Genomic DNA, 25,445 nt, shown 5'->3' on the forward strand with positions numbered 1-25,445 from the left:
ATGGATTGTTACTGTTCGGCAGGCAAAACCAGAATTCAACCTAAAGTACAGGGGGATTCTAGGTTTTTTTATTTTTTTTTATGAGAGGGCGAGGGAAAATGGTTATTGAAAAAGTCTTAAATAATAACGTCGTCATTTCAAAAAACGAACGAGGTGAAGAGATTATCTGTATGGGCAAAGGCCTCGCGTTTCAAAAAAGACCTGGTGATAGGATTGATAAAACAGCAGTTCAAAAAGAATTTGTTTTAAAAGATTCCTTAGCAACCAATCAATTTCAACAGCTGATGGCGGATGTCCCATTAGAAGAAGTAGAATTAGTCAAACAGATCGTTGATGTGGCGGAAGAACGATTAGGCGTTTCGTTGTCGTCAAATATTTATTTGACATTGACCGATCATATTCATTATGCGATTTGTCGAGCGAACGAAAATATCCAGTTACCAAATCCACTTCTTTTTGAAACAAAGAAATTTTATCCGAAAGAATACTTGGTGGCCAAAGAAGTATTGCAATTGATCCAGAGAAAAGTTGGAGTCAGTCTACCGATTGACGAAGCAGGATTTATCGCTTTTCATTTAGTGAATAGCCAACAAGGAAATGGGGATATGCAAGTCACGATGACTGCAACGACGATCGTTAGAGATATTCTCAGCATTATTAGTAAGTTCTTTGGTGTGACATTTGACGAGGAATCGTTGAATTACCAACGAATCATTACCCATTTACAATTTTTTACACAACGCTATTTAAAAGGCGAAAGTTCGGATGAGCAGGATGAATTTCTCTATGCGCTCGTTCAAGGGAAATATCCAAAAGCCTTTCGCTGTTCGGAACGGATCAATGACTATCTCTTAAAAACACAACAGGAACCAATGGGAGTCGCAGAACAAATCTATTTAACGATTCACATCCAACGTGTAGTGAGTGAAAAACAAAGTACCCAATCTTAAGGATTGTTACTGGTAAAGCAGGCAAAACCTAGATTGAAAAATAGGGCACGAATTTTCGTGACCGTTTTTTCAATCTAGGTTTTTTATTTGATTAAATCAACTAGAAAGAAGGAAAATAAGATGGATAATCAAGCAGTTGGTAAAAGAGTATGGGAGGCAGTCGGAGGTGAAAAGAATGTCAATAGTTTAGTACATTGTGCGACACGTTTACGTTTCAAATTAAAAGATGAATCGGTCGCAGACACACAAAAGTTAAAACAGGATCCAGATGTGATTCAAGTAGTACAAAGTGGTGGTCAGTACCAAGTAGTTATCGGTAGTAATGTGGCTGACGTTTACCAAGCAATCGTTGATGAGCAAGGTCTGACAGATCAATCAGGAACAGAGGATCAGTCAAAAAATCCTTTGAATCGCTTGATTGATATTATTTCTAGTATTTTCACGCCATTTTTAGGCGCAATGGCAGCTGCAGGGATCTTAAAAGGATTTTTATCTTTGGCAACGGTGTTAGGGTGGCTTTCTGCGGATACTGGGGCTTACCAAATTCTATTTGCAGCCGCAGATGGTGTCTTTACCTTTTTACCAGTGATGTTAGCTTTTACTGCAGCCAAAAAATTCAAAACGAACCAATTTTTATCTGTGGCAATTGCTATGGCGTTAGTTTATCCAGCAATCACGCAACTAGCTGGAGCTGGAGGGGCAGTGGATTTCTTTGGATTACCAATCGTGTTAGCTCAATCAGGTTACACATCTTCAGTGATTCCGATCATTTTGGCTGTTTGGGTCCAAAGCAAATTTGAACCGCTGGTGAAAAAAGTGATTCCACAATTTTTACAAATGATTTTTGTACCAATGATCGTTTTGTTGGTGATGGTGCCATTAACTTTCTTACTGTTAGGTCCAATCGGGACAGTTATCGGTAATGGGTTAGGTAGTCTATTTAATTCGATTTACAGCTTTAGTCCATTAGTTGCGGGCTTGATTATGGGAAGTTTATGGCAAGTGTTCGTTATGTTTGGGATGCACTGGGGCTTTGTACCGATCATGTTCTTGAATATTGAACAATATGGGTTTGACGTCATGGTTCCAATGCTTTTACCAGCCGTTTTAGCTCAAGGTGGTGCAGCCTTAGCAGTGGCGATTCGGACCAAAGATACTAAGCTTCGTTCATTAGGTATTTCATCTACAATTACCTCACTTTTTGGCATTACGGAACCAACTGTTTATGGGGTAACTTTACCGTTAAAGAAACCGTTTGTCGTTGCTTGTCTGTCAGCCGGTATCGGAGGCGCAATGATTGGTTTTGCTGGTGTGAAAGCTTTCTCTAGCGGGTTAGTAAGCTTGTTAACGATCCCAACGTTTATTAGTACGAACCAAGCAGTTGAATCCAATGTGACCATGGCAATCCTTGCGACAGCTCTTTCATTTGTCTTAGCATTCGTAGGTACGCTGATCGTTGGATTTGATGAAACCGTCCAAGATGAAAAACTAGAAACAAATCAACAAACAACAGCAGGTGACACGATTAGTTCTGCTCGACATAATCTAAAAAGTCCTTTAAGCGGGAAAGTCCTGCCATTATCTGATGTTCCGGATAAAGTTTTCTCTTCTGGAGCGATGGGAAAAGGGCTTGCGATTGATCCGGAAAAAGGTGAATTGATTGCGCCAGCAGATGGGGAGATCACGACCATTTTCCCAACAGGTCATGCGGTTGGTTTAACAACGAAAGATGGAATTGAAATCTTGATGCATATCGGTATGGATACCGTTGAGCTTGAAGGACAAGGGTTTGAGACTTTTGTAAAACAAGGGGATCAAGTAAAAGCTGGTGATTTATTGGTTCGATTTGATATTGAAGCGATTAAAGCCGCTGGATACAGTGTGATCACGCCAATCGTTATTACAAATACGGAACATTTTGCTGATGTGTTGGAATTAAATCAAGAAGAACTGATTGCTAGTGAAGATTTTCTAGCAATTGTCAAATAAGGAGGAAATAGCAGATGACTACAACGTTTTCAAAAGATTTTTTATGGGGTGGCGCTACAGCTGCCAATCAATTAGAAGGTGCTTACGATCAAGATGGGAAAGGGCTCTCAGTTGCTGATGCGATGCCTGGGGGGAAACAACGATTTGCAGTTATTGGCAGTGAAGACTTTGATTGGACGATCCAACCAGATAAATATACCTATCCTAACCATCAAGGGATCGATCATTATTATCGGTTTAAAGAAGACATTGCGCTTTTTGCTGAAATGGGCTTTAAATGTTATCGTTTCTCCATTGCTTGGACACGGATTTTCCCTCAAGGAGACGAAGTAACACCGAATGAGAAAGGCTTAACGTTTTATGAAGAAGTGATTGATGAATGTTTGAAATATGGGATTGAACCTGTGATCACGATTTCCCATTACGAGATGCCATTAAATCTAGCAAAAAAATATGGCGGGTGGAAAAACCGAGAGCTGATTGATTTTTACGAACGCTTTGCTAAAGTGGTGCTTGAACGATTCAGCGATAAAGTCAAATATTGGATGACGTTCAATGAGATCAATTCAGCTTTTCATTTTCCAGCTTTGAGTCAAGGATTAGTAAAAAGTAATGGTGCGGCTGATTATCAAAATATCTTCCAAGCGTGGCATAACCAATTTGTAGCAAGTAGTAAAGCTGTAAAAATCGCTCATGAATTACGGGAGGATAGCCAAGTGGGTTGTATGATTATCTATGCAACGACGTATAGCATAGATGCTAATCCAATCAATCAAGTAGCTACATTGATCCAGAACCAAGAATTCAATTTCTTCTGTGCAGATGTTCAAGTACGGGGACAATACCCGGCATACACAAACCGCACGTATGAAAAATATGGCGTAGATAGTGCCAAATTAGAACAAACGACTGAAGATTTTGAGTTGTTGCAAGCATATCCAGTCGACTATATCGGTTTCAGCTATTATATGTCTACTGCAGTCAACGAAACGGACCCAGATGCAGCGGCCTCAGCCGGTAATCTTTTAGGTGGAGTTAAAAATCCGTTCTTAGAAGCCAGTGAATGGGGATGGCAGATTGATCCAGAAGGTTTACGGATTGCATTAAACGAGTTGTACAACCGTTACGAAAAACCATTGTTTATTGTTGAAAATGGGTTAGGCGCGATTGATAAGGTAGAAGAAGACGGGCAAATCAATGATGATTACCGTATTGATTACTTACGTCGGCATATCGAAGCAATGGGAGAAGCTGTGGCTGATGGAGTGGAACTCATGGGATATACGCCATGGGGATGTATTGATCTGGTAAGTGCTTCGACTGGTGAGATGAGTAAACGTTATGGATTTATCTATGTTGACTTGGATGATGAAGGGAACGGAACCAAAAATCGTTCAAAGAAAAAATCTTTTGAGTGGTATCAAAAAGTCATCGCCACCAATGGAGAAGAACTGTAAGTTTGTATTCATGATAGAACCGTTGCTTACTAAGAAATTAAGAATAGTTCATTTCTGATAAAGAAAATAAGGTCATTTTTGACAAATCACTGTCGAAAATGGTCTTTTTTCTATTTGATCGAGCGATTCATTTTACTCTCGTTGTTCTAAAGAAAAAAATCACGAGATGTGGGAAAGTCTCACTTGTGTGCCCTGTCATAGAATGATAAAAAAATATCGGTTATTTTAAAATAATCATAGGGATTAGGAATGGAAGATGATATAATCTAAAATGAAAATGTGAAATAAATCACTATTGTTTTTGAAAAAATATGGGAAGTGTGGGTTTGAACATCTATGTATACACCAGAAGAAATTATGGATATCAGTATCCATCTTGGAACGAAAAAGATCCAAAAGCCAATTCTTGCGAAATTAATTCTAGGTTTTATCGGAGGAGCAATGATCTCGTTAGGTTATTTAGCCTACATCAGAGTTTCAGCTTCGATTCCAGAATCACTGGCGAGTTTAACTAGTTTAGTAGGGGCGGCTGTGTTTCCTATCGGACTATTGGTGATCCTGCTTGGTGGCGGGGAATTGATTACTGGAAATATGATGGCGGTTGCAATTGCTTTTATGGATAAAAAAGTAACTTTTTCACAATTAGTTAAAAATTGGACAATTATCACGTTAGCTAATATCGTGGGTGCCATTTTTGTTGCATATTTCTTTGGACACTTTGTCGGATTGACTCATTCAGGCGTTTATTTGGACCAAGTCATCCATATTGCTGATCATAAGATCGAAGCTTCTTGGTGGCAAGCGCTTGGTTCGGGAATCGGTTGTAACTGGTTTGTCGGCTTAGCATTATGGCTATCCTATGGAGCAAAAGATGCAGCTGGAAAAGTATTGACTATTTGGTTCCCCGTAATGATTTTTGTTGCCATCGGCTTTCAGCATAGTGTGGCTAACTGCTTTGTGATCCCAGCCGCAATTTTTGAAGGACAAGCAACTTGGACAGAATTTCTCTTGAATTTTATCCCAGTTTATATCGGTAATATTGTCGGCGGTGCAATATTCGTATCAGGATTTTACTATGCAAGCTATAAGCATCATTGAAATAAGCATGTTGATCAATGAGTTAGAAGCCTAATAAGAACATCGAAGTTTGCGTTTTGCTTACTTTGGTGTTTTTTGTAACTGATAAAATAATTTCTTCCTATTATAATTTTATAGATAAAAAAGAAGAACTATTGTCTCAATCCTCAATCCACCAACATAGCTAATCCATGGCGTTTATATTCTTTTTTTATTTTTTATGTGCTATGATTCTAGTAACAAAATCGAAAGGTGAAGTTATGAAAAGGACACGTGTACTATACCTAGAAGTTGCAGACAAGATCAAAGAAGATATCTTTTCAGGAAAGTATCCTGTCGGCACCATGTTGCCTACAGAAAATGAATTAGAAGAAATGTTTCAAGTAAGTAAGATCACGGTTCGTAAGGCCATTGAATTATTAGCAACAGATGAATATGTCGAAAAGAAAAGCGGACGAGGGACGACGGTAGTAAGTAATCGTCCATACAATCGTTTGTCAAAAGCGGCAAGTTTTACACAGATTCTAGAAAACTCACAACATACAGTTCACAAAGAAACGTTGGAATTAAAGAAAATCACTTTAAAAAAAGATCACCCATTATTTGCCTCTTTTGGTTCAACGGCTGTCTGTTTTAAGCGATTATACTACTTAAACGACCGTCCTTATATTTACTTTACGCATTATCTGCCAAGTGATTTGTTAGAAATCAAGCGCAAAATATTTGATGAAGAGTCTTTATATCGATTATTGACCCAAAAAGGTTATGCTATCGACTCCTTTGCCGATGATTTTTCCGCTGTGTTTCTAACAAAGGATGAACGGGAAATTTTAAAAACTACCTCAGAGATCGCAATTAAAAGAACGCGACAATCAAAGACCCACTTGGGGAAAACAATCGAATATTCAGAAGCAATTTACGAGACCAATCTGCATCCTTATCATATAGACTATGAAACATAAGGTTGTTTGAACGATGTTCTGCTTCAAGTAATAACGGCGAGCCTTAGAAAATAGCTTTTCATATTTTGTAAGGCACGCCGTTATTACCGCAGAAGCAACCTTTTAAACACCGTCTATCAGGAGGTAAAAGCCTCAGGTTAAAGGCTTACCAGAAAATAGTTTTTCATATTTTGTAAGGCACGCCGTTATTACCGCAGAAGCAATCGTTCAAACACCGTCTATCAGGAGGTAAAAGCTCCAGGTTAAAGGCTTACCAGAAAATAGCTTTTCATATTTTGTAAGTACGCTCGTTATTACCGCAGAAGCCATCAGATACATGGGTCAAGATATTCGCAGGTGGTTTCTTGTGATGGGGGAAGGATTGTGTATTTTTAGGATAAGCTTCCTTAGAGAGTAGAAAAATTTTTACTATTTATAGAAATCGTTTACAAATTTAGCATAATATGGTACGATCACTTTGATAAACATTATAATGTTATAAAAGGAGAGAGCGGCAATGGATAAGTTTGTAGGATTGATTGAACAAAAGATTATGCCAGTAGCTAACCGAATTGGAACACAGAGGCACATGACGGCAATTAGAAAAGGAATTATTGCAACGATGCCACTAACGATCGTCGGTTCATTTTTTACGATTTTACTGAACATTCCGATTGAATCTGTGGCAGCAGTGATCGAACCCTATCGGCAAATTTTGGATATTCCTTTTCGTTATACGATAGGGATTTTGGCATTATACGCAACATTTGGGATTGCTTCATCATTAGCAAAAAGTTATAAAGTTGATTCCTTGACGGCTGGTATATTAGCATTGATGTCTTTTCTGATCGTGGCAGCACCACCGACACAGGTATTAGAAGACTTGGAAGGAATCACAGCAGGACGTTATATCAATATTGCGAATCTAGGATCAGGTTCATTATTTGGTGCCATTGTTACAGCAATTATTTCTGTCGAGATTTATCGTTTCTTCATTGAAAAGAAAATTACAATCAAGATGCCTGATGGGGTACCACCAGAAGTGACAAACTCTTTTGTTGCATTGATTCCTGGAGCGGTGATTTTGATTTTCTTCTGGGTAATCCGACATATGCTTGGTTTTGATCTGAATGGCTTCTTAAGTGAGTTATTGATGCCGCTAAAAGGCATACTTGCAGGGAATAGTTTGTTTGGTGGTTTATTAACAGTCTTCTTGATTTGTTTTTTCTGGGTTCTTGGGATTCATGGACCAGCCATTATGGGACCAGTGATTCGCCCATTTTGGGATATTTCGATTGCTGAAAACATTGATGCTTTCAACGCTGGTGCGAATGCTCATAATATGCCGAATATTTTTACAGAACAGTTTTTACAGTGGTACGTGTGGATCGGTGGCGCAGGAACAACCTTGGCTTTAGTGGTTTTATTCATGTTATCCAAATCAAAATATTTAAAGAGTTTAGGTCGATTATCGATTTTACCAGGACTATTCAACATCAATGAACCAATGATCTTCGGGGCACCGATTGTAATGAATCCGGTATTAGGGATTCCGTTCATTCTTGCACCGTTAGTAACGACTACTTTGTCATATGTCTTAACGGTTAGTGGTCTCATCCCAATGATGACGGCTCGGTTACCATTTGCTATTCCTTCGCCAATCGCCGCTTGGATGAGTACAAACTGGAGCGTAGCGGCTGGCTTGTTAGTCATTGCTAACTTCCTGATCACATTGGCTATTTATTATCCGTTCTTCAAAGTATTCGAAAAACAACAACTGGCTCGTGAAGCAGAAGAACAAGCGCAAGAAGAAGCACCAATGGTGACGGGCGTTACCGAGGAACAAGCATAATAAAAAATGGAGGTTAGTGGCTATGAAACGTGCACTAGGGATTTCACTTTACCCAGATCATAGTGATTCAATCAAAGATCAAGAATATTTGCAATTAGCACAACGTTATGGGTTTACCCGTATTTTTATGAGTATGTTAGAAGTAACGGAAGATCCTCTGATCGTAAAACAAAAGTTTCAAAAATTGATTCATTTTGCGAAAGAATTGGGATTTGAAACGATTTTAGATGTTGCTCCCAACATTTTTGAACAGTTGGACATTTCGTATGACGACTTAAGTTTTTTCCACGAAACTGGTGCAGATGGAATCCGTCTTGATTTAGGATTTGACGGCGGAAAAGAAGCTTTGCTGTCATATAACCCTTATCATTTAGCGATTGAGTTGAATATGAGTAATGATGTTGCTTATTTGGATAATATTTTGTCTCATCAAGCAAATAAACCCTTTCTCTATGGGTGTCATAATTTTTATCCTCAAGAAGGAACAGGCTTACCTTACCGATTTTTTGAGTCTTGCAGCCAACGATTTAAAAAACAAGGGTTACGAACGGCTGCTTTTGTTTCTTCTCAGGTGGGAACAATCGGACCTTGGGATATCAATGATGGGTTGACTACGTTAGAGATGCACCGTCATTTACCGGTCCATGTAGCAGCAAAACATTTGTTTGCTACTGGGTTGATCGATGATGTCATTATTGGAAATGCCTACGCATCTGAAGAAGAGCTGCGTCTGTTAGGGGAAATGGATCGCTATCAAACGGTATTTACGATTGAGTGGCTGACAGCTACTCATGAAGTAGAACGACAAATTGTACTAGGAGAACAACATGTTCGTCGAGGAGATATCACTGAACAGGTTATTCGTTCCACTGAAGTTCGAAAAAAATATAAACATGCAGAAAATGAAGCTCATGATAACGAAAATAAATTTCAAGTCGGTGATGTAGTCATTGGAAATGATACATTTGGCAAATACAAAAATGAACTTCAAATCGTTTTAGAACCACATCGGGATGCAAGGAAAAATAAAGTTGGTGCAATTGTACCAGAAGAACATCTCTTACTAGATTTTATCCACCCATGGTCGAAGTTCAAATTTATAGAAAAGTAGGCGTTGTGATGTTCGATTTAGTGATCAGAAATGCACGTAGATTAACTGGCGAAACACTGGATATTGGGATCAATGATGGAAAAATCCAGAAAATCGCAACAAGTATCCCAGAAAAAGGAAAAACAGAACAAACGTTGCAGCCAGGGCACTATCTTTCTGCTGGCTGGATCGATGACCATGTCCATTGTTTTGAGGAAATGACTTTATATTATGATTACCCAGACCAGATTGGTGTGAGTAAAGGGGTAACAACGGTTATCGATGCAGGAACAACAGGTGCCGAAAATATCCATCAATTTTATGAACGAGCAAAAAAAGCCAAAACCAATGTGTATGCCTTGTTGAATATTTCAAAGTGGGGCATCGTAGAACAAGATGAATTAGCTGATTTATCCAAGATACAAGCGAATTTGGTCAAAGAAAAATTGACTGAATTTCCAGAATTTATCGTGGGAATCAAAGCTAGAATGAGCAAAACCGTGGTTGGGAATAATGGATTGACACCGCTGGAATGGGCGAAAAAAATTCAAAAAGAGAATCAACAGATTCTTTTGATGGTGCATATTGGCTCTGCCCCACCACATTTAGAAGAAATTTTGCAGCTTCTGGAAAAAGGCGATATCTTGACCCATTGTTTTAATGGGAAAGATAACGGGATTATGGAGAAAGAAACTCATCAGATTAAACCGTTTGTCAAAGATGCCTTAGCCAAAGGGGTGATTTTCGATATTGGTCATGGCACCGACAGTTTTAATTTTGAGGTGGCAAAAGCAGCCTATGACCAAGGAATCAAAGCGGACTCTATTAGCACGGATATCTATATTCGTAATCGAAAGAACGGCCCCGTTTACGATTTAGCGACAACGATGGAAAAATTGCATTTTATCGGCTATTCCTGGTCAGAAATTTTAGAAAAGGTAACTTGTGTGCCGGCTAAAAATTTTCATTTAGGAACGAAAGGTCAGATAGAAGTAGGTTTTGATGCGGATTTTACAATATTTGAATTTGTTGACCAAGAAAAGACGATTACTGACTCGAATGGACAACAGCAAGTGATCGATCAACAAATCAAACCAGTTAGCGTAGTTATTGGGGGAAAGAGTTATGAGTGTAAGTTATGATAAATTTAATTTAAAAGAAGTGATCAATGCTTCAGGCCGGATGACGATTTTAGGTGTTTCCAAAGTATCGGAATCTGTTTTGGCAGCGCAACGCTTTGGCGGCGAACATTTTTTTGAAATGTCAGACCTGAGTGAAAAAACGGGTGCTTATCTGGCGAATCTCTTAGCAGTTGAGGATGTTCAGATCGTTTCTTGTGCTTCTGCTGGTATTGTTCAAGCAGTGGCAGCGGTTATTGGCAAAGGAAGTCTAACTCATGTTTATCATCCTTATTCAACAACTATCAAGAAAAAGGAAATTATTTTACCCAAAGGACACAATGTTGATTACGGCACATCCGTTGAATTAATGATTCAACAAGGTGGGGGGCAAGTAATCGAGGCAGGTTATGCCAATATGTGTAGCTCTGAACATCTTGAAAGCTGTATCACTGAAAATACCGCAGCGATTCTTTATGTCAAAAGTCACCATACGGTTCAAAAAAGTATGTTGTCAGTAGAAGAAGCAGTAGCAGTTGCTCAAAAACATGAAATCCCGTTGATTGTTGATGCAGCAGCAGAAGAGGATTTATTCAAATACACTAAACTAGGAGCGGATCTAGTGATCTATTCGGGTGCAAAGGCGATCGAAGGTCCAAGTGCAGGAATGGTGATTGGAAAGAATCCTTATATACCATGGGTGCGATTACAGTCAAAAGGGATCGGTCGTTCGATGAAAATCGGTAAAGAGAATATTTTAGGATTTACCCAAGCGGTCACCGATTATCTTGAACATGGCAGTGAATCTGGGGAGTCAATGAAGCGCCGTTTACAACCATTTGTTGAAGCGTTGAATCACATTGATCATTTGTCAGCAACTATTGTTCAAGATCCAGCTGGTCGAGAGATTTATCGAGCGAGTGTTAAAATCAGTGATCGTTCTGCACATTCAGTTATTCAGGCACTAAAAGAAAAAAATCCAGCAGTCTATACACGAGATTATCAAGCGAATCATGGTATCATTGAATTTGACATACGTTCGGTCAATCAAGAAGAAATGCAAAAAATCATTGTTCGCCTGCAAGAAATCATGAATGAAACAAAATTATCTTGAGTGAAAAAGGAGAGAAAAAAATGTCACGAATTCCTAACTATTTACACGATCAAGTTTGTTTGAATGTTTTAGCTAATTCTGTTGAAAATGCGGTGGAGTGTTATGAAGCAGCTGAAGGACATATTTTGCTGGGGGTGCTTTCAAAAAACTATGAAACAGACGAAGCAGCTATTGCTGACATGAAAAAGTATCAAGCAGCAACGAATAATGCGCTATCAGTTGGCTTGGGAGCAGGTGATCCAAATCAGAGTCAAATGGTGACTCGTTTGGCAAAAGTCTTGCAACCACAACATGTGAACCAAGTATTTACTGGAGTGGGTGCTTCACGAGCTGTGTTAGGTCAAAATGAAACAGTGGTCAATGGATTAGTTTCACCAACAGGTAAAGAAGGGTATGTCAATATTGCAACCGGTCCTTTAAGTTCTCAAGGTACAGCAGGCGTAGTCACGATTGAAACAGCGATTCGCTTACTACAAGATATGGGAGGAACATCAATCAAGTATTTTCCAATGAAAGGGTTAGCACATCAAAAAGAGTATGAGGCGGTAGCGCAAGCTTGTGCCACTTATGATTTTGCATTAGAACCAACAGGAGGAATTGATTTAACCAACTTTGAAGAGATCCTTCAAATCGCTGTCGATGCCAAGGTGAAAAAGATTATTCCCCATGTCTACAGCTCGATTATTGACCCTGAAACGGGCAATACGAAGCCAGAGGATGTCCGGACATTACTACAAATCATGAAAAAAGTTGTCAGCTAAGATGAAAAAAGGTGAGAAAATGAAATTTGGGGCATTTGGAGAAGTGATGTTGCGATTGACACCTCCAGAACACTTGATGCTAGAACAAACCCATACATTAAGACTGGCATATACCGGAACAGGTGTGAATCTAGTTGGTAATCTAGCTCATTTTGATATGGAGAGTTATCTATTGACGGCTCTGCCCGATAATCGCTTAGGCAGTGCTGCGTTAGCTAACTTAAAAAGTATCGGTGTTGAAACGAAGTATGTAATCCAACAAGAACAACATATCGGTACCTATTTCGCAGAAATGGGGTATGGTGTTCGTCCTACTGAAGTTACTTACCAAAATCGAAAACATAGTTCTTTTGGATTGTCTCAAGAAAATGACTATGGAGTACAGGCGTTTATTGAAACAGTAGATCTTGTGCATATTTGCGGGATCAGTTTGAGTTTGTCTGATCAGTGTGCCGAAACAGCGATTTCTCTTGCCAAGAAAGCTCATGCTCAGGGAAAAAAAGTATGTTTTGATTTCAACTTTCGGCCAACATTGAACCAGGAACAAGATCAAAGAAACATCTTGAAACAACGCTATGAGGAAATTTTACCTTATTGTACGATTTTATTTGGCTCGATCCGTGATTTGACGGAATTATTAGAATGGCGAACAAGCGATTCAACGAAAAATCCTATCGCCTATATCCAATCCTTTTTAGCTTATTATGACATCGAATGGTTTGCTGGTACGAAACGAACCAGCCATGAAGGAAGAAAACAATTAAAAGGATATTTGATCACCGTCACAGAAGACGTTGAAACACCTTTTTACGAGTTATTTGTTTTAGACCGAATTGGTGCAGGGGATGCTTTTGCGGCTGGGATATTATTAGGATATGCGGAAAACTGGTCATTGACTAGAACCGTCGAGTTTGCAACAGGAAATGCTCGTTTGGCTCATGCAATCCAAGGAGATGTTCCGCTCACAACTAGAAAACAGGTTCAACAATTACTAGATGCGCCAGATGTCGATTTGATTCGCTAAGAAATAGTCTTGCGATGAATGGACGAAATAAAATGCATCGGAGCGTTAAAAAAGTCTTGAAACGGGAATCAGTGTTTCAAGACTTTTTGACATCGTCTGAAATATTAAAAGTTAGCTTTTAGTAGATAGCGGATCAGCCAAGAGTTGAATAAGCTGATGGTAAAAATCCAGAAAGGATTGAATAGAGTTGCAACTGTAGCGGTCGTTTTAGATTGCTAACTTTCTCTGTTGTTTTTAGGGTCTAAAAGAAGGAGAAATATTTTTGACAAAAATCTGGGAGAAAAACAGTACAGTTTTTTGTAGGTTTTCGTTTTCTCTTGACTACCACGTAAGCGATCAGTATTATAAGGAACAGATAGAAACAGCCAAATAAAAAAAAGGCACCTCCATTTCTAGTGGCAGCCAGAAACAGAGGTCTTGAAAAAGTCAACCACATTGACCAATCAAGTTTGCCATAGTCAATGGAAACCATCAACTTCGTTTATTGTATCGAATCTCAAAGGAGAAATCTACCTTTTTTGATGAGAAAAATAGATGAACTACATGTGTTTTATTTACTGTGCCATAAATGGATTGGATACGATGTGTCCAGTCCATTTTTTTATCCAAAAACATACACCTGAGGATAACGAGTAAAATGAAGATAGCAAGTGCAACAAATAGGGGAGAGTTTACTTGGGCGAGTAAAGTGCGTCAATGTTGGTTTTGGCTTTTTCAAGGAACATAAAAAAAGCACATGTTTTAGAATAAAAGCATTTGGCTGTTTCTATCGTTTTTCAAGATCAGAACAATAATTGAGTGAGCCGTCGTACCATGAGATAAAACCGATATATTGAAGGAATGCAGATTTTCTTTCAAGTATTGGCTTATTTTTTTGCTATTAGATAAAAAGTTGGTCTTTCTTATTGGTTGTCAAAATGTGATGAATATCAGAAAATAGAACAATTCAAGAAAGCATTTGATTGGGGAGTTCATATACATAAAATTTTTAGCGAAACATTTACAGAGAATGAAACATAACAATTATTTTATCAAATTTTTTGCGAGAAAAGAATGATGCTAGATTCTCGTTAAATGAGTGAATGTTATTGTCAGAACACGATGAAAGCAAGCTTTCTTAATTAAGAAAGTCGTTTCAAATTTAAACATTTATGTTATTTAATATTTTTTTAAAATAAAAAAGATTAAAAAATTTTTCGCCAACAAACACTAGATATAGTGTTTGTTTTCTTATATACCACTAAAAAATCACAAAATCTAGTCTTTTATTTTAAAAAAACAAGTGTAAAATGAAGTTAGACTTTTGAGTTGGGATGTGTTTTTTTGAAACTAACAGTTTTTTGTGGCTCCCGTTTTGGTAATAAAGAAAGCTATAAATTTATTGCCCAAACGTTAGGAAAATATATGGCTCAAGAAGAGATTGAGCTGGTTTATGGTGGATCAGAATCGGGTATCATGGGAGTTTTCAGTCAGACTTTACTAGAAAACAATGGGAAAGTCACTGGTATCTATCCAACAGGGCTTTTTGATTCTGAGTTACCGAATACAAATGTAACAACTTTTATTCCTACCGAGACAATCGACGAACGAAAAGTATTGTTATTTGAACAAGGAGATGCTGTTTTGATCTTTCCTGGAGGATTGGGAACCTTAGAAGAGTTTTCTCAACTTTTATCTTGGATGGCCATTGATTTAACAGCGAAGAAACCAATTGGTATTTTAGATATCGGAGGATATTATGAAGGTTTAAAGACGTTATTAGAAACGTTTGCCAAAGAAGAATTTATGGATGCCAAATGGCTGGATTACGTCTTTTTTTCAAATAACCCATTAGAACTAGTCGATTTATTACGCGCAGAAGTAAGTGAAACACAACTATTAATAGAGGAGGCAAATTAATGAGTCAAATTTATTTAGCAGGTCCATTCTTTTCAGAGGAGCAAGTCGAGCGTGTTGCTCGTATCGAAAAAGCATTGGAAGAAAATCCAACGGTGACTGGTTTTTATTCGCCAAGACATCATCAAGAAAGTAATTATGAAATGTTTAGTGCAGGTTGGGCACAAGAAGTTTATGAAAAAGATATGGCAGAACTAACAGCAGCTGATTACGTAGTAGCTATTTTAGATTATGAACATCAAATCATTGATCCAGGGACAGCTTATGAATTAGGGGCAGCGACAATGATGAAAAAACCAATGATTGTTTTCCAAGAAGAGACTGTTCCAACTAATTTGATGATTACTCAAAGTTTGCATACTTATTTAAAAACAGTTGACGAAGTACGTGACTACGATTTTAAAATATTACCAGTAACGAAATACGTAGGCGAGTACTTATAGAAATAGAAAGAGGAAGGATTGCATGTCAGTGATATTAATTTCAGGAACGATTGGTGCAGGAAAAAGCAGTTTGACAGATATGCTTGCAAAAGAAATCGACTCAAAACCATTTTATGAAAGTGTTGAGGATAATGAAGTGTTACCACTTTTTTATTCAAATCCAGAACAGTATGCTTTTTTATTGCAAATTTTCTTTTTGAATAAACGATTTTTAGCGATGAAAAATGCTTTAGTGGATGATGATAACGTGTTAGACCGTTCGATCTATGAAGATAGCCTGCTATTTCATTTAAATGCAGATCTAGGTCGAGTGACCGATATTGAAGTGCAACAATATGATAATTTATTGGATACGATGCTTAACGAGTTAGACGATGTTGCTCCTAAGAAACGTCCAGACTTGATGGTTCATATCAAAGTGTCCTTGGATACAATGTTGGATCGCATCAAAAAACGGGGTCGTGATTATGAACAGCTGGAAAGTGATGAGACACTTTATGACTATTATCGCTCTTTAAACCAACGTTATGATCAATGGTATGAAGATTTTGATGTTTGTCCGAAGATTCAAATCGATGGTGACCGCTTCGATTTTGTTGAAAAGCCAGAACATGCAAAAGAGGTCATTGAACAAATCCAACAAAAATTAGCAGAACTAAGCGATGTAGAGGCAGGGAAATACTTTACTGAGAATCAACATGCAAAAGGACAAGGACTGGGTCAGTAAACAGTCATAATGTTCCATTTTAAAAAGATGATGTCATCGTTCATTTTAAGAAACAAGCTGGAAAACCTCCAAGATAGTCGAAACGATTTGGAGGCTTTTCAGCTTGTTTTTGATAGAGCGGTTCCTGAAAAGAAATGATTCGAAAGAACACAGTTCGATAGTAATCAATTTATCAAGGAAAAAGCTGTTTTTGGCTAAATAAAAAAGATAGTAAAAATAGATCAAAAGATTTGAACGTGTCTTTTGACATCTTCAAATCTTTTGACCTATTGGTATCCTGCCATACTTATACAAAATAAGGCCGAGACTTTATTTAACAGTTAAAACATCCGCATGTCTTTCTTTCGTATAGGATTCAAATGACTTAAATGAATCTTTTACAGTTTTATGACAGTGATCGCAAATACTTAAGCTTCCTTGATCACTAAATTCGGTATGAATATTTTTACTGGTTGTACAAGTACAATAATCATGACTATCAAATATACTCATTTTTTTCTCCTTTATCACATTGTGCTTACCCAATATACCAGAAAGAAATGGCAGAAACAAAAAAATTAAGAGAAATTAACAATTTCTCTTAATTCCGGTTAATTCCTAGCGAGTGAGCCATGTCAGCTCTCGTTTTTTTGTACGAAGTGACAAGAAAACAGCCAGAACAGTTGCAAGTTTTTTCAAAAATAAAAGCTGTTCTAAAAGTTTTTCCTTTACTGATCAGGTCAAGTCGGTCTTTTTAGGTCTTTTACAAACTATAAATATTTCCGTCCTGATCTTCGATTCGGTAGTTTCCGATCTTTTTGAAGGTAACGGATACTTCTTTACCATCTTCTTTACCAGAGATGGTATAAGTGTCTGCTTCGGTCTTGATCTTGATATCATTGAGTACTGTTTTTTCTTGAGAAGTACTTGCGGTATCTTTTTCAGTTCCTGTATAGGTACGTGTCCATTCCATTTTATGATCGCTAAAAATGATTTGCCCACTGACTAAATTCATGTCTTTGCGGACTTTTAATGAATAGTTACTGTTACTGATATCCTCTTTTTCAGCTTGTAGAGTCGATGAATCTGTCGTTTGGTCTGCTGAGTTACCAGATCCACCGAATAGGCTACATCCTGATAAAGTAAAACAGCTGACAAGCGAAAGAACCATGATGACTAATTTCTTCAAAATATTTCCTCCATTGTATGATACAGCTTTAACTACAAACGGTGTGAATCCGCTAGTCAACCAAGTTGGCTGGGTTTCTGTCGTTGCGTTTACTGTGACTAATAAATTAGTATAGCTTCTATTATAAGATTTAGGAATACTAGCTTTTGTCTATTCTATTGAAAAAAGGTGTTTATGTCTCTTCTATTCAATCTCATTTCTTTACAGATGTCAACTCCCCTTCAAAAGGACTGGTTTGCTCAGTACAGCAAATGAAGTAGGGGTGTACGAGTCGTTTCAACTAAATAAAACGTTTTCTAAATTAACTTGTAACTGGTGTAAACGTTTGCTATATTGAGTAGGGAACAAGTATTATTTAGCAAATAAACTGAACTCTTTAATAGAAGGTGTGAGTGGATGACAAATTATCAATTTCCAAGTAATTTTTGGTGGGGATCAGCCGCAAGTGGCCCACAAACAGAAGGTCGTATTGCTGGCGATGGTAAAGGAGAGAATATTTTTGATTATTGGTTTAGCCAAGAACCAGAAAAGTTCTTTGATCAAGTAGGTCCTGAAAAGACATCACAAGTGTACACGAAGTATAAAGAAGACGTTCAATTAATGAAACAAACTGGACACAATAGTTTTCGTACTTCGATCCAATGGAGTCGCCTGATTCCTGAAGGGACTGGCGAAGTGAATCAACAAGCTGTTGATTTTTACCATTCGTATTTCGATGAATTGATCGCTAATGGCATTGAACCATTTGTGAATTTATATCATTTTGATATGCCGATGCCTTTGCAAGAAAAAGGCGGATGGCTCAATCGGGAAACGGTTGAAGCGTATGAAAGGTATGCTAAGATTTGTTTTGAATTATTTGGGACGAAAATCAAAAAATGGTTTACCCATAATGAACCAATCGTGCCAGTTGAAGCTGGGTATCTTTACCGTTGGCATTACCCGGAAGAGTCCGATATGAAAAAGGCGATCCAAGTAGGCTATCATGAAGCGCTGGCTTCTGCATTAGCCGTCAAAGCGTATCATTCCATGGCATTAGATGGCTCAATCGGAATCATTTTGAATCTAACACCAAGCTATCCTCGGGATGAAAACAACCCAGAAGATGTCAAAGCAGCTAAATTAGCTGATGCCTTTTTTAATCGTTCGTTTCTTGATCCAGCAGTTAAAGGTGAGTTCCCACCAGAATTGATCGCCATTGTGAAAGAATTAGACATGGTACCAGCGATGCAAGAAGATGACTTAGCGATCATTAAAGAAAATACCATTGACTTATTAGGAATCAATTATTACCAACCAAGAAGAGTCAAAGCAAAAGAAACACCGATTGATCATGAAAATGGACCAATGCCAGAAGATTATTTTGATAATTATGAAATGCCAAATCGTAAAATGAATCCTTATCGTGGTTGGGAAATTTATGAAAAGGGAATTTATGATATCTTAATCAATGTTCGAGACCATTATGGTAATATTGACTGTTTCATTTCTGAAAACGGTATGGGTGTTGAAAATGAAGCACGTTTTATCGAAGAAGATGGGATGATCCACGATGATTATCGCATTGAATTTGTCCAAGAACATCTAAAATATGTTCACCAAGCAATCGAAGAAGGTGCTAATTGCTTGGGGTATCATATGTGGACGTGTATGGATAACTGGTCGTGGACCAATGCTTACAAAAATCGTTATGGATTTATTTCCGTTGATTTAGCGAATGATGGTAAACGGACGATCAAAAAATCTGGTCACTGGTTTAAAAAACTATCTGATACCAACCAATTTACAATATAAAAAAGTCAACGTTCCTCTTGATCCGTTTAATAAACGGTCAAGAGGAATATTTTTGTTTGTTTGAAAAATTAGAATACAATGAAAACGCTTTTGAATGTATATAAATAAAGAATGTTATTTGATATCTTTATAAAGTAAGTATGCTTTTTAAGTGTTTTTTTTAGTTTTTATCAATTGTAACCGTTTCTATATGATTAAAATACGAACGTTATCTTTTTTTGGAGGAAGTGTGAGCAGATGGTTTTCTTTTCAAGATATTTACACAGAATTAAATCAATCTACACATAGAAGCGTTAGCATTGATTATAAGGTAGAAATTATTAACACCTGTAAAAAGAAATTTTATTACGTGAGGGGCTATGAAAAATGATTGAGGTTATCAATCTGAAGAAAGTATTCGATAATGGGTTTGAAGCACTGAAGTCTGTTGATTTTCAAATCGAAAAAGGGGATCTGGTTTGTTTGCTTGGCCCTAGTGGTTGTGGAAAATCAACGATTTTGAATTTGATTGCGGGGTTATTAAGCCCTAGTCATGGGGACATTCGTTTTAGTGGAGAGTCGGTGGTACGAACGGAACCGAAAGATCGGAATATTGGTTTTGTATTTCAAAATTATGCTTTATACCCGCATATGACTGTGGTTGAGAATATTATGTTTCCATTGACGGTTGGCGAAAATAAAATCAAAAAAGCAGAAGCTAAAAAAATATCACAGGAATATATGAAACTAACGAATATCGAAGAACTCCAAGATAAAAAACCAGGGACTTTATCAGGTGGACAACAACAACGTGTGGCTATTACACGAGCCTTAGTCCAGAAACCAGAAGTTTTATTATTAGACGAGCCCTTAAGTAATTTGGATGCACGCTTGCGATTAAAGATACGAGAAGAAATCCGTCGTTTGGTAAAAGAAGTTGGAATCACTACGATTTTTGTGACGCATGATCAAGAAGAAGCACTTTCGATTAGTGACAAAATCATTTTACTGAATGAAGGTGTGATTCAACAAAATGATATTCCGCAGAATTTATACTTAGACCCGGCTAACCTGTTTGTTGCCAATTTTATCGGTAACCCGATCATCAATACGTTACCGGTCGAGGTCAATGTTCGTGAAGGGAAAATCAGCCATACGGATTTTCAAATTCCTCTGACGAAACTGGAATCCGCTCAATTAAGAAAACCATTAGTGGATGGAAAATATATCTTAGGGATTCGACCAGAAGACGTTTTTCCAACGACTAACGGATTGTTCGAAGTACAAGTTTCTGGAGTTGAATTGATCGGACGTGAACAGATTTTGAATTTTTCGCTCGCTGCGAAACGTCTGAAATCGATCGTTAGTATTGAAAAGCTCATCGAGGAAGATACGGTACTCTCTTTTGATTTTCAGTACCATAAAATGTTTCTTTTCGATGACCAAGGGGAGCGGGTGTACTAATGTTCAAAAAAGCATATGATCCAGAAAATCAACCGAAAGCTTGGTTCTTCTTACTGCCATCATTGGTCATTATTGTTTTGTTCAGTATCTATCCGTTGTTCCGTTCACTAGCGATGAGCTTTCAAAAAGGCTCCTTAATCAATCAACAATTTGCAGGAATTGAGAATTATCAGCGTGTGTTGTCAGACCCAGTCTTTATCAAAGCATTAAGAAACACCGCATTGTTTGCTTTTACAGTTGTTCCTATTTCATTGCTCCTTTCACTGGGAATCGCTTGGGTGATCTTTGAAAAAGTGAAACATAAGACTTTTTTTGAAACGATTTTTTTCATGCCTTATGTGACAAGTACGATTGCTATCGGGATCGTCTTTCGCTATTTTTTCAACGGGTCCTATGGGCTCATTAATTATTTGCTGAATTTTTTAGGATTTGAATCAATCAATTGGTTAGATAATGTTTCGATGAGTATGACAACGTTGATCATCTTTGGGGTTTGGACCAGTCTCGCATTCAATATCATTATCTTATTGGCTGGTTTAAGAAATATTGACGAAGAGCATTATAAAATTGCTCGAATGTTTGGAGCAGATGCTTGGGAGATTTTTAGTCGGATCACGTTTCCTCAATTGATCCCAACGATCACCTTCTTGTTGACTGTCAATATTATCGGAGCGTTTAAAGTCTATACTCAAGTCTATGCTTTGTTTGGTGGGCAGCCAGGGATCGCCAAAAGTGCTACGACAGCGGTCTTTTATATTTACGATAAATTCCACATCGCTGGTCGACCAGGGATCGCTATGGCGGCGACGGTCATTTTGTTCCTCGTCATTTTACTGATCACATTTATTCAAAATAAATTGTTGAAGAAAGTAGGGAGAAGAGGATGAAAAAAGTTGTTACAGGACTCTCATTGCTATTTATCGGAATTTTAGGGATCGTAACGATTTTTCCATTTATTTATATGATTTTAGCTGGGTTGATGACATATAGTGAGGCAACGAGTATTCCGCCAACCTTACTGCCAACATCATTTCAATGGGGAAATTATACGGAGGTATTTGAAAAAGCACCATTTTTACGTTATTTCTTCAATACCGTCTTTGTTTCGTTAGTAACTACGATCGCTACAGTCATCACATCTGTTTTAGCGGCTTTTGCGTTAACAAGTCTGGAATTTCGTTTTAAAAAATTGATTATTGGGATCATGATCTCATTACTAATGGTTCCTTATGAGTCCATTATTTTTACGAATTACAATACGATTTCACGAATGGGATTACTAAACAGCTATAGTGCATTGATCATTCCTTTCTTGACCAGTATTTTTTATATTTATTATTTGAACGGGTATTTAAAGAGTATTTCCAGTACCTTTTATAAAGCAGCTAAAATCGATGGTGCCAGTGATCTAGAGTATATTTGGAAAATTTTAGTACCGATGTCTAAACCAGCATTAGTCACGGTGGGTATCTTGACGTTTATTTCAAGTTGGAATTCATTTTTATGGCCACTGCTTGTGACGAACGAGAAAAAATTCCGCCTGTTAAATAATGGTTTAGCTGCTTTTACCTCTGAAAGTGGGAGTGACGTTCATTTACAAATGGCGGCGGCGACGTTAACAGTTATCCCGATTTTGATTATTTATTTGATTTTTAGAAAAGAAATTATAAGAGGAGTGGCGAAAAATGGAATCAAAGGATAAAACAGTGATTACTTTCCATAGCGGAATCTTAACGATCGGTGGAACGATCATTGAAGTTGCCTACCGCGATTCACACATCTTTTTTGATTTTGGCACAGAGTACCGTCCAGAATTAGACATAGCTGATGAATCTTTAAATACATTGCTTGAACATCGATTGATTCCTGACTTGAATGGATTATATGATCCAAGGCTGTTTGATCAAGTACAGCACATACAAGCAGGAGAAAGAGAGCCGTATCAGCATACAGCCGTTTTCTTATCTCACGCTCATTTGGATCATTCAAAAATGATCAATTATCTTGATCCAGCAATTCCTTTATACACTTTAAATGAAACGAAGCAAATCTTACATTCCCTTCATCGAAACAACGATTTCTTGATTCCTTCTCCTTTTGAAAAAGAAGGGTTTGTACGTGAAATGAATGGATTATCTCCTTATGAAACTGTCCAGATCGGAGAAATCAGTGTGGAGATTCTACCAGTCGATCATGATGCGTATGGTGCAGCTGCTTTACTAATCAAAACGCCTGACCGATTCTTGACTTACACTGGTGACTTGCGTCTTCATGGATATGACCGGCAAATGACAGAAACGTTTTGTCAAAAATCATTTCAGACTGACTTATTGATGATGGAAGGCGTCAGCATCAGTTTTCCTGACCGAGAAATAAGCGAACAAACGCCAATTGCTACGGAAGAAGAGCTAGTGCAGCGCTTTTGTGAACTGGTCGATCAATATCCTAATCGTCAAATTACTTTCAATGGGTACCCAGCAAACCTTAAACGCTTTGAAATGCTGGTGAAACAATCCCCGCGAACGATGGTTTTAGAAGCGAATATGGCTGCATTAATGAAAGAAGTTCTAGGAATGGATGTGCCCTATTACTATTTAACGGATAGTCCAGTCATTCCGATTCTTCAGTCAGAATTAGAATATCCCTACGAAGTTTTACGCAACGATGAAACAACTTTTGTTTGGCAAGTCGTTGATAATATAGAAAACTTGCAAGGAGGAGGTTTATACATTCATAGTGATGCCCAACCATTGGGAGATTTTGATCCACAATATGCTGTCTTTTTAAAGATTTTAGCTGAAAAGCAAGTTGAATTTGTTCGATTATCGCTGTCTGGACACGCATTTCCAGCTGATTTAGCTGAAATCATCGACAAGATACAACCAAAAGTGTTAGTGCCGATCCATACGTTAAAACCTGAGAAATTAGTCAATCCTTATGGAGAAAGAATTTTGCCAAAACGTGGCGAACAAATTATTTTATAAGAGAAAAGGGAGAGTAAAAAGAAGATGAAAATGAAAAAATGGGCTTCTGTGTTTGTGGCTGCAGCAGCAGTATTTGCGTTAAGTGCTTGTGGAAAGAATGAAAAGGTAGATAGTTCAAGTGAGGATATCGTAACAGAAATCAATGAAAAGACAACGATCAACTTCTGGCATGCGATGAATGGTGCGCAAGAAGAAGCATTAACTAAACTTACAGATGACTTCATGAAAGAAAATCCTAATATAAAGGTAGAGTTGCAAAATCAATCGCAATATTCGGATCTTCAAGCAAAAATCAATTCGACATTACCTTCACCTAAGGATCTGCCGACAATCACTCAAGCTTATCCAGGATGGCTATGGAATGCTGCTCAAGATGAGATGTTGGTTGATTTAAACCCATATATCGAAAATGATACGATTGGCTGGAAGGATCAGGAAGAAATCCGTGATTCATTATTAGAAGGTGCTAAAATTGATGACAAACAATATGGTATCCCTTTTAACAAATCAACGGAAATGCTTTTCTACAATGCAGATCTATTAAAACAATATAACGTTGAAGTGCCGACGACACTAGCAGAATTAAAAGAAGCTTCAAAAACGATCTATGAAAAATCAGATGGGCAAGTGGTGGGTGCTGGGTTTGATTCATTGAATAACTACTATGCGATCGGTATGAAAAATCAAGGGGTTGATTTTGACAAAGACTTAGCTTTAGATGGGAAAGAATCACAAAAAGTGATCGATTACTATGCTGAGGGCGTCAAAGATGGTTATTTCCGAATTGCTGGATCGGATAAGTACTTGTCAGGTCCTTTTGCAAATGAACAAGTGGCAATGTTTGTTGGCTCGATTGCTGGAGAAGGTTATGTGAAAAAAGATACTGAAGGAAAATTTGAGTATGGCGTTGCGCCACGTCCTGAAAAAATCAATTTGCAACAAGGAACGGATATCTATATGTTCAGTAGTGCCAGTGCGGAAAAACGCACAGCTGCTTTTGAATATATGAAATTTTTAGCACAACCGGAAAACCAACTGTATTGGGCAAATATGACTGGTTATATGCCAATCGTTGAATCGGTTCTTGAAAGTGATGAATACAAGAATTCTACAGAAACAAAAGTACCACAATATTTAGAAGCAGCTACTTCTGATCTATTCTCGATCCCTGTGATTGAAAACGCAGATCCTGCTTATAATGAGGTACGTTCGATCATGGAAAACATTTTATCGAATACGAATCAAGATACGAAGAAACTGATAAAAGATTCCGTTCCTCAATTGGAAGATGCTTGGAATCAATAAACAATCGAACGAAAGAACGTTCAGAACGTTAGTTTGTTTGCTTTAGGCGGTTGAGACAAAAGTGTTTAACATCAAGGAATAAGAAGGAGTTTCCGAAATTTTCTTCTCAAATTTTGGGTCAATTTCGGCTTATTTTTCGAAGATGCTGCTTTTGTCTCGCTGTGAACAAGAGGCTGTGAGAGAAGCGTTTAGCTCCGAGCGAATAAGAGAGGATTTTTTGAAACAGCTTCTCATGTTTTGAAAAATTCAGGCTTATTTCAAGGAGCTGATGTTTGAACGCCGTTTATTCGTTTTTAGAGAGACTAAAAGAGA

22 protein-coding genes are annotated in these 25,445 nt (G+C 37.7%); 20 read left to right on the forward strand and 2 right to left on the reverse strand.

Going from position 1 to position 25,445, the window contains the following annotated elements:
* The first annotated feature begins 98 nt into the window (after positions 1 to 98).
* From licT to IGJ23_RS02805, 14 genes are all read left to right on the forward strand, one after another.
* Positions 99 to 950 carry a BglG family transcription antiterminator LicT gene (gene licT, locus IGJ23_RS02740; RefSeq protein WP_010738350.1) on the forward strand — a complete coding sequence of 284 codons (852 nt, stop codon included), beginning with the start codon at positions 99 to 101 and terminating at the stop codon, positions 948 to 950.
* 120 nt (positions 951 to 1,070) lie between these two features.
* Entirely contained in the window at positions 1,071 to 2,939 is a 1,869-nt protein-coding gene (locus IGJ23_RS02745; RefSeq protein ID WP_034699718.1) for a beta-glucoside-specific PTS transporter subunit IIABC, read from the forward strand.
* Positions 2,940 to 2,953: 14 nt separating this feature from the next.
* Complete coding sequence (locus tag IGJ23_RS02750; protein ID WP_438774595.1) at positions 2,954 to 4,396, forward strand: glycoside hydrolase family 1 protein; 1,443 nt, start codon at positions 2,954 to 2,956, stop codon at positions 4,394 to 4,396.
* Positions 4,397 to 4,732: 336 nt separating this feature from the next.
* Positions 4,733 to 5,494 carry a formate/nitrite transporter family protein gene (locus IGJ23_RS02755; protein WP_010719935.1) on the forward strand — a complete coding sequence of 254 codons (762 nt, stop codon included), beginning with the start codon at positions 4,733 to 4,735 and terminating at the stop codon, positions 5,492 to 5,494.
* A gap of 239 nt (positions 5,495 to 5,733) precedes the next feature.
* Entirely contained in the window at positions 5,734 to 6,435 is a 702-nt protein-coding gene (locus IGJ23_RS02760) for a GntR family transcriptional regulator (protein WP_088744989.1), read from the forward strand.
* Positions 6,436 to 6,931: 496 nt separating this feature from the next.
* Positions 6,932 to 8,266, forward strand: coding sequence for a PTS sugar transporter subunit IIC (locus IGJ23_RS02765; protein ID WP_438774596.1), 1,335 nt, complete (start codon positions 6,932 to 6,934; stop codon positions 8,264 to 8,266).
* 22 nt (positions 8,267 to 8,288) lie between these two features.
* Positions 8,289 to 9,377 (forward strand): DUF871 domain-containing protein, encoded by a 1,089-nt coding sequence (locus IGJ23_RS02770; RefSeq protein WP_438774597.1) that lies wholly within the window; start codon positions 8,289 to 8,291, stop codon positions 9,375 to 9,377.
* An 8-nt stretch (positions 9,378 to 9,385) separates the two neighbouring features.
* The gene (locus IGJ23_RS02775; RefSeq protein WP_438774598.1) at positions 9,386 to 10,498 is read left to right on the forward strand and encodes an amidohydrolase/deacetylase family metallohydrolase; all 1,113 of its coding nucleotides are present in this window, start codon (positions 9,386 to 9,388) and stop codon (positions 10,496 to 10,498) included.
* On the forward strand, positions 10,482 to 11,588 hold the full coding sequence (locus tag IGJ23_RS02780; RefSeq protein WP_207432980.1) for a DgaE family pyridoxal phosphate-dependent ammonia lyase: 1,107 nt from the start codon (positions 10,482 to 10,484) through the stop codon (positions 11,586 to 11,588). Before IGJ23_RS02775 ends, IGJ23_RS02780 begins: the two co-directional genes overlap by 17 nt.
* A gap of 20 nt (positions 11,589 to 11,608) precedes the next feature.
* Positions 11,609 to 12,349, forward strand: a complete 741-nt coding sequence (dagF, locus tag IGJ23_RS02785) for a 2-dehydro-3-deoxy-phosphogluconate aldolase (protein ID WP_010719929.1) — start codon at positions 11,609 to 11,611, stop codon at positions 12,347 to 12,349.
* A 19-nt stretch (positions 12,350 to 12,368) separates the two neighbouring features.
* Positions 12,369 to 13,373 carry a sugar kinase gene (locus IGJ23_RS02790; protein ID WP_207432983.1) on the forward strand — a complete coding sequence of 335 codons (1,005 nt, stop codon included), beginning with the start codon at positions 12,369 to 12,371 and terminating at the stop codon, positions 13,371 to 13,373.
* Between the two features lie 1,323 nt (positions 13,374 to 14,696).
* On the forward strand, positions 14,697 to 15,272 hold the full coding sequence (locus IGJ23_RS02795; RefSeq protein WP_094940416.1) for a TIGR00730 family Rossman fold protein: 576 nt from the start codon (positions 14,697 to 14,699) through the stop codon (positions 15,270 to 15,272).
* A complete protein-coding gene (locus IGJ23_RS02800; protein WP_207414617.1) occupies positions 15,272 to 15,712 on the forward strand; it encodes a nucleoside 2-deoxyribosyltransferase in 441 nt (146 codons plus the stop codon). The genes IGJ23_RS02795 and IGJ23_RS02800 overlap by 1 nt, the downstream gene beginning before the upstream one ends.
* 22 nt (positions 15,713 to 15,734) lie before the next feature.
* On the forward strand, positions 15,735 to 16,439 hold the full coding sequence (locus IGJ23_RS02805) for a deoxynucleoside kinase (protein ID WP_010719925.1): 705 nt from the start codon (positions 15,735 to 15,737) through the stop codon (positions 16,437 to 16,439).
* Positions 16,440 to 16,748: 309 nt separating this feature from the next.
* Here the strand turns inward: IGJ23_RS02805 and IGJ23_RS02810 are convergent, their stop codons facing one another.
* Complete coding sequence (locus tag IGJ23_RS02810) at positions 16,749 to 16,931, reverse strand: hypothetical protein (protein ID WP_010719924.1); 183 nt, start codon at positions 16,929 to 16,931, stop codon at positions 16,749 to 16,751.
* Positions 16,932 to 17,181: 250 nt separating this feature from the next.
* Positions 17,182 to 17,607 (reverse strand): hypothetical protein, encoded by a 426-nt coding sequence (locus IGJ23_RS02815; protein ID WP_010719923.1) that lies wholly within the window; start codon positions 17,605 to 17,607, stop codon positions 17,182 to 17,184.
* Positions 17,608 to 18,003: 396 nt separating this feature from the next.
* Here IGJ23_RS02815 and IGJ23_RS02820 point away from each other — a divergent pair, with 396 nt between their 5' ends.
* The 6 genes from IGJ23_RS02820 to IGJ23_RS02845 all read left to right on the forward strand — a co-directional run bounded on the left by IGJ23_RS02820 (position 18,004) and on the right by IGJ23_RS02845 (position 25,133).
* Positions 18,004 to 19,401, forward strand: coding sequence for a glycoside hydrolase family 1 protein (locus IGJ23_RS02820; protein ID WP_010738342.1), 1,398 nt, complete (start codon positions 18,004 to 18,006; stop codon positions 19,399 to 19,401).
* Positions 19,402 to 19,767: 366 nt separating this feature from the next.
* Positions 19,768 to 20,844, forward strand: coding sequence for an ABC transporter ATP-binding protein (locus IGJ23_RS02825; RefSeq protein WP_053765873.1), 1,077 nt, complete (start codon positions 19,768 to 19,770; stop codon positions 20,842 to 20,844).
* Positions 20,844 to 21,731: a carbohydrate ABC transporter permease gene (locus IGJ23_RS02830; RefSeq protein WP_010719920.1), complete on the forward strand. Its 888-nt coding sequence runs from the start codon at positions 20,844 to 20,846 to the stop codon at positions 21,729 to 21,731. Before IGJ23_RS02825 ends, IGJ23_RS02830 begins: the two co-directional genes overlap by 1 nt.
* Positions 21,728 to 22,546, forward strand: coding sequence for a carbohydrate ABC transporter permease (locus IGJ23_RS02835; RefSeq protein ID WP_081127814.1), 819 nt, complete (start codon positions 21,728 to 21,730; stop codon positions 22,544 to 22,546). Before IGJ23_RS02830 ends, IGJ23_RS02835 begins: the two co-directional genes overlap by 4 nt.
* Positions 22,530 to 23,828 (forward strand): MBL fold metallo-hydrolase, encoded by a 1,299-nt coding sequence (locus IGJ23_RS02840; RefSeq protein ID WP_438774599.1) that lies wholly within the window; start codon positions 22,530 to 22,532, stop codon positions 23,826 to 23,828. Before IGJ23_RS02835 ends, IGJ23_RS02840 begins: the two co-directional genes overlap by 17 nt.
* A 24-nt stretch (positions 23,829 to 23,852) precedes the next feature.
* Positions 23,853 to 25,133: an extracellular solute-binding protein gene (locus tag IGJ23_RS02845; RefSeq protein WP_063626665.1), complete on the forward strand. Its 1,281-nt coding sequence runs from the start codon at positions 23,853 to 23,855 to the stop codon at positions 25,131 to 25,133.
* Positions 25,134 to 25,445 lie beyond the last annotated feature (312 nt).

It is taken from the genome of Enterococcus sp. DIV1682a (assembly GCF_051711005.1).
Classification (GTDB): domain Bacteria; phylum Bacillota; class Bacilli; order Lactobacillales; family Enterococcaceae; genus Enterococcus_B; species Enterococcus_B hirae.

Bases quoted from the DNA above. Each gene is read 5' to 3' on its own strand.
- IGJ23_RS02805 (WP_010719925.1), top strand. From the start codon at position 15,735: ATGTCAGTGATATTAATTTCAGGAACGATTGGTGCAGGAAAAAGCAGT.
- IGJ23_RS02745 (WP_034699718.1), top strand. From the start codon at position 1,071: ATGGATAATCAAGCAGTTGGTAAAAGAGTATGGGAGGCAGTCGGAGGT.
- dagF (WP_010719929.1), top strand. From the start codon at position 11,609: ATGTCACGAATTCCTAACTATTTACACGATCAAGTTTGTTTGAATGTT.
- IGJ23_RS02825 (WP_053765873.1), top strand. From the start codon at position 19,768: ATGATTGAGGTTATCAATCTGAAGAAAGTATTCGATAATGGGTTTGAA.
- IGJ23_RS02835 (WP_081127814.1), top strand. From the start codon at position 21,728: ATGAAAAAAGTTGTTACAGGACTCTCATTGCTATTTATCGGAATTTTA.
- IGJ23_RS02820 (WP_010738342.1), top strand. From the start codon at position 18,004: ATGACAAATTATCAATTTCCAAGTAATTTTTGGTGGGGATCAGCCGCA.
- IGJ23_RS02845 (WP_063626665.1), top strand. From the start codon at position 23,853: ATGAAAATGAAAAAATGGGCTTCTGTGTTTGTGGCTGCAGCAGCAGTA.
- IGJ23_RS02790 (WP_207432983.1), top strand. From the start codon at position 12,369: ATGAAATTTGGGGCATTTGGAGAAGTGATGTTGCGATTGACACCTCCA.
- IGJ23_RS02750 (WP_438774595.1), top strand. From the start codon at position 2,954: ATGACTACAACGTTTTCAAAAGATTTTTTATGGGGTGGCGCTACAGCT.
- IGJ23_RS02840 (WP_438774599.1), top strand. From the start codon at position 22,530: ATGGAATCAAAGGATAAAACAGTGATTACTTTCCATAGCGGAATCTTA.
- licT (WP_010738350.1), top strand. From the start codon at position 99: ATGGTTATTGAAAAAGTCTTAAATAATAACGTCGTCATTTCAAAAAAC.
- IGJ23_RS02830 (WP_010719920.1), top strand. From the start codon at position 20,844: ATGTTCAAAAAAGCATATGATCCAGAAAATCAACCGAAAGCTTGGTTC.
- IGJ23_RS02800 (WP_207414617.1), top strand. From the start codon at position 15,272: ATGAGTCAAATTTATTTAGCAGGTCCATTCTTTTCAGAGGAGCAAGTC.
- IGJ23_RS02810 (WP_010719924.1), bottom strand. From the start codon at position 16,931: ATGAGTATATTTGATAGTCATGATTATTGTACTTGTACAACCAGTAAA.
- IGJ23_RS02760 (WP_088744989.1), top strand. From the start codon at position 5,734: ATGAAAAGGACACGTGTACTATACCTAGAAGTTGCAGACAAGATCAAA.
- IGJ23_RS02780 (WP_207432980.1), top strand. From the start codon at position 10,482: ATGAGTGTAAGTTATGATAAATTTAATTTAAAAGAAGTGATCAATGCT.
- IGJ23_RS02770 (WP_438774597.1), top strand. From the start codon at position 8,289: ATGAAACGTGCACTAGGGATTTCACTTTACCCAGATCATAGTGATTCA.
- IGJ23_RS02775 (WP_438774598.1), top strand. From the start codon at position 9,386: ATGTTCGATTTAGTGATCAGAAATGCACGTAGATTAACTGGCGAAACA.
- IGJ23_RS02765 (WP_438774596.1), top strand. From the start codon at position 6,932: ATGGATAAGTTTGTAGGATTGATTGAACAAAAGATTATGCCAGTAGCT.
- IGJ23_RS02755 (WP_010719935.1), top strand. From the start codon at position 4,733: ATGTATACACCAGAAGAAATTATGGATATCAGTATCCATCTTGGAACG.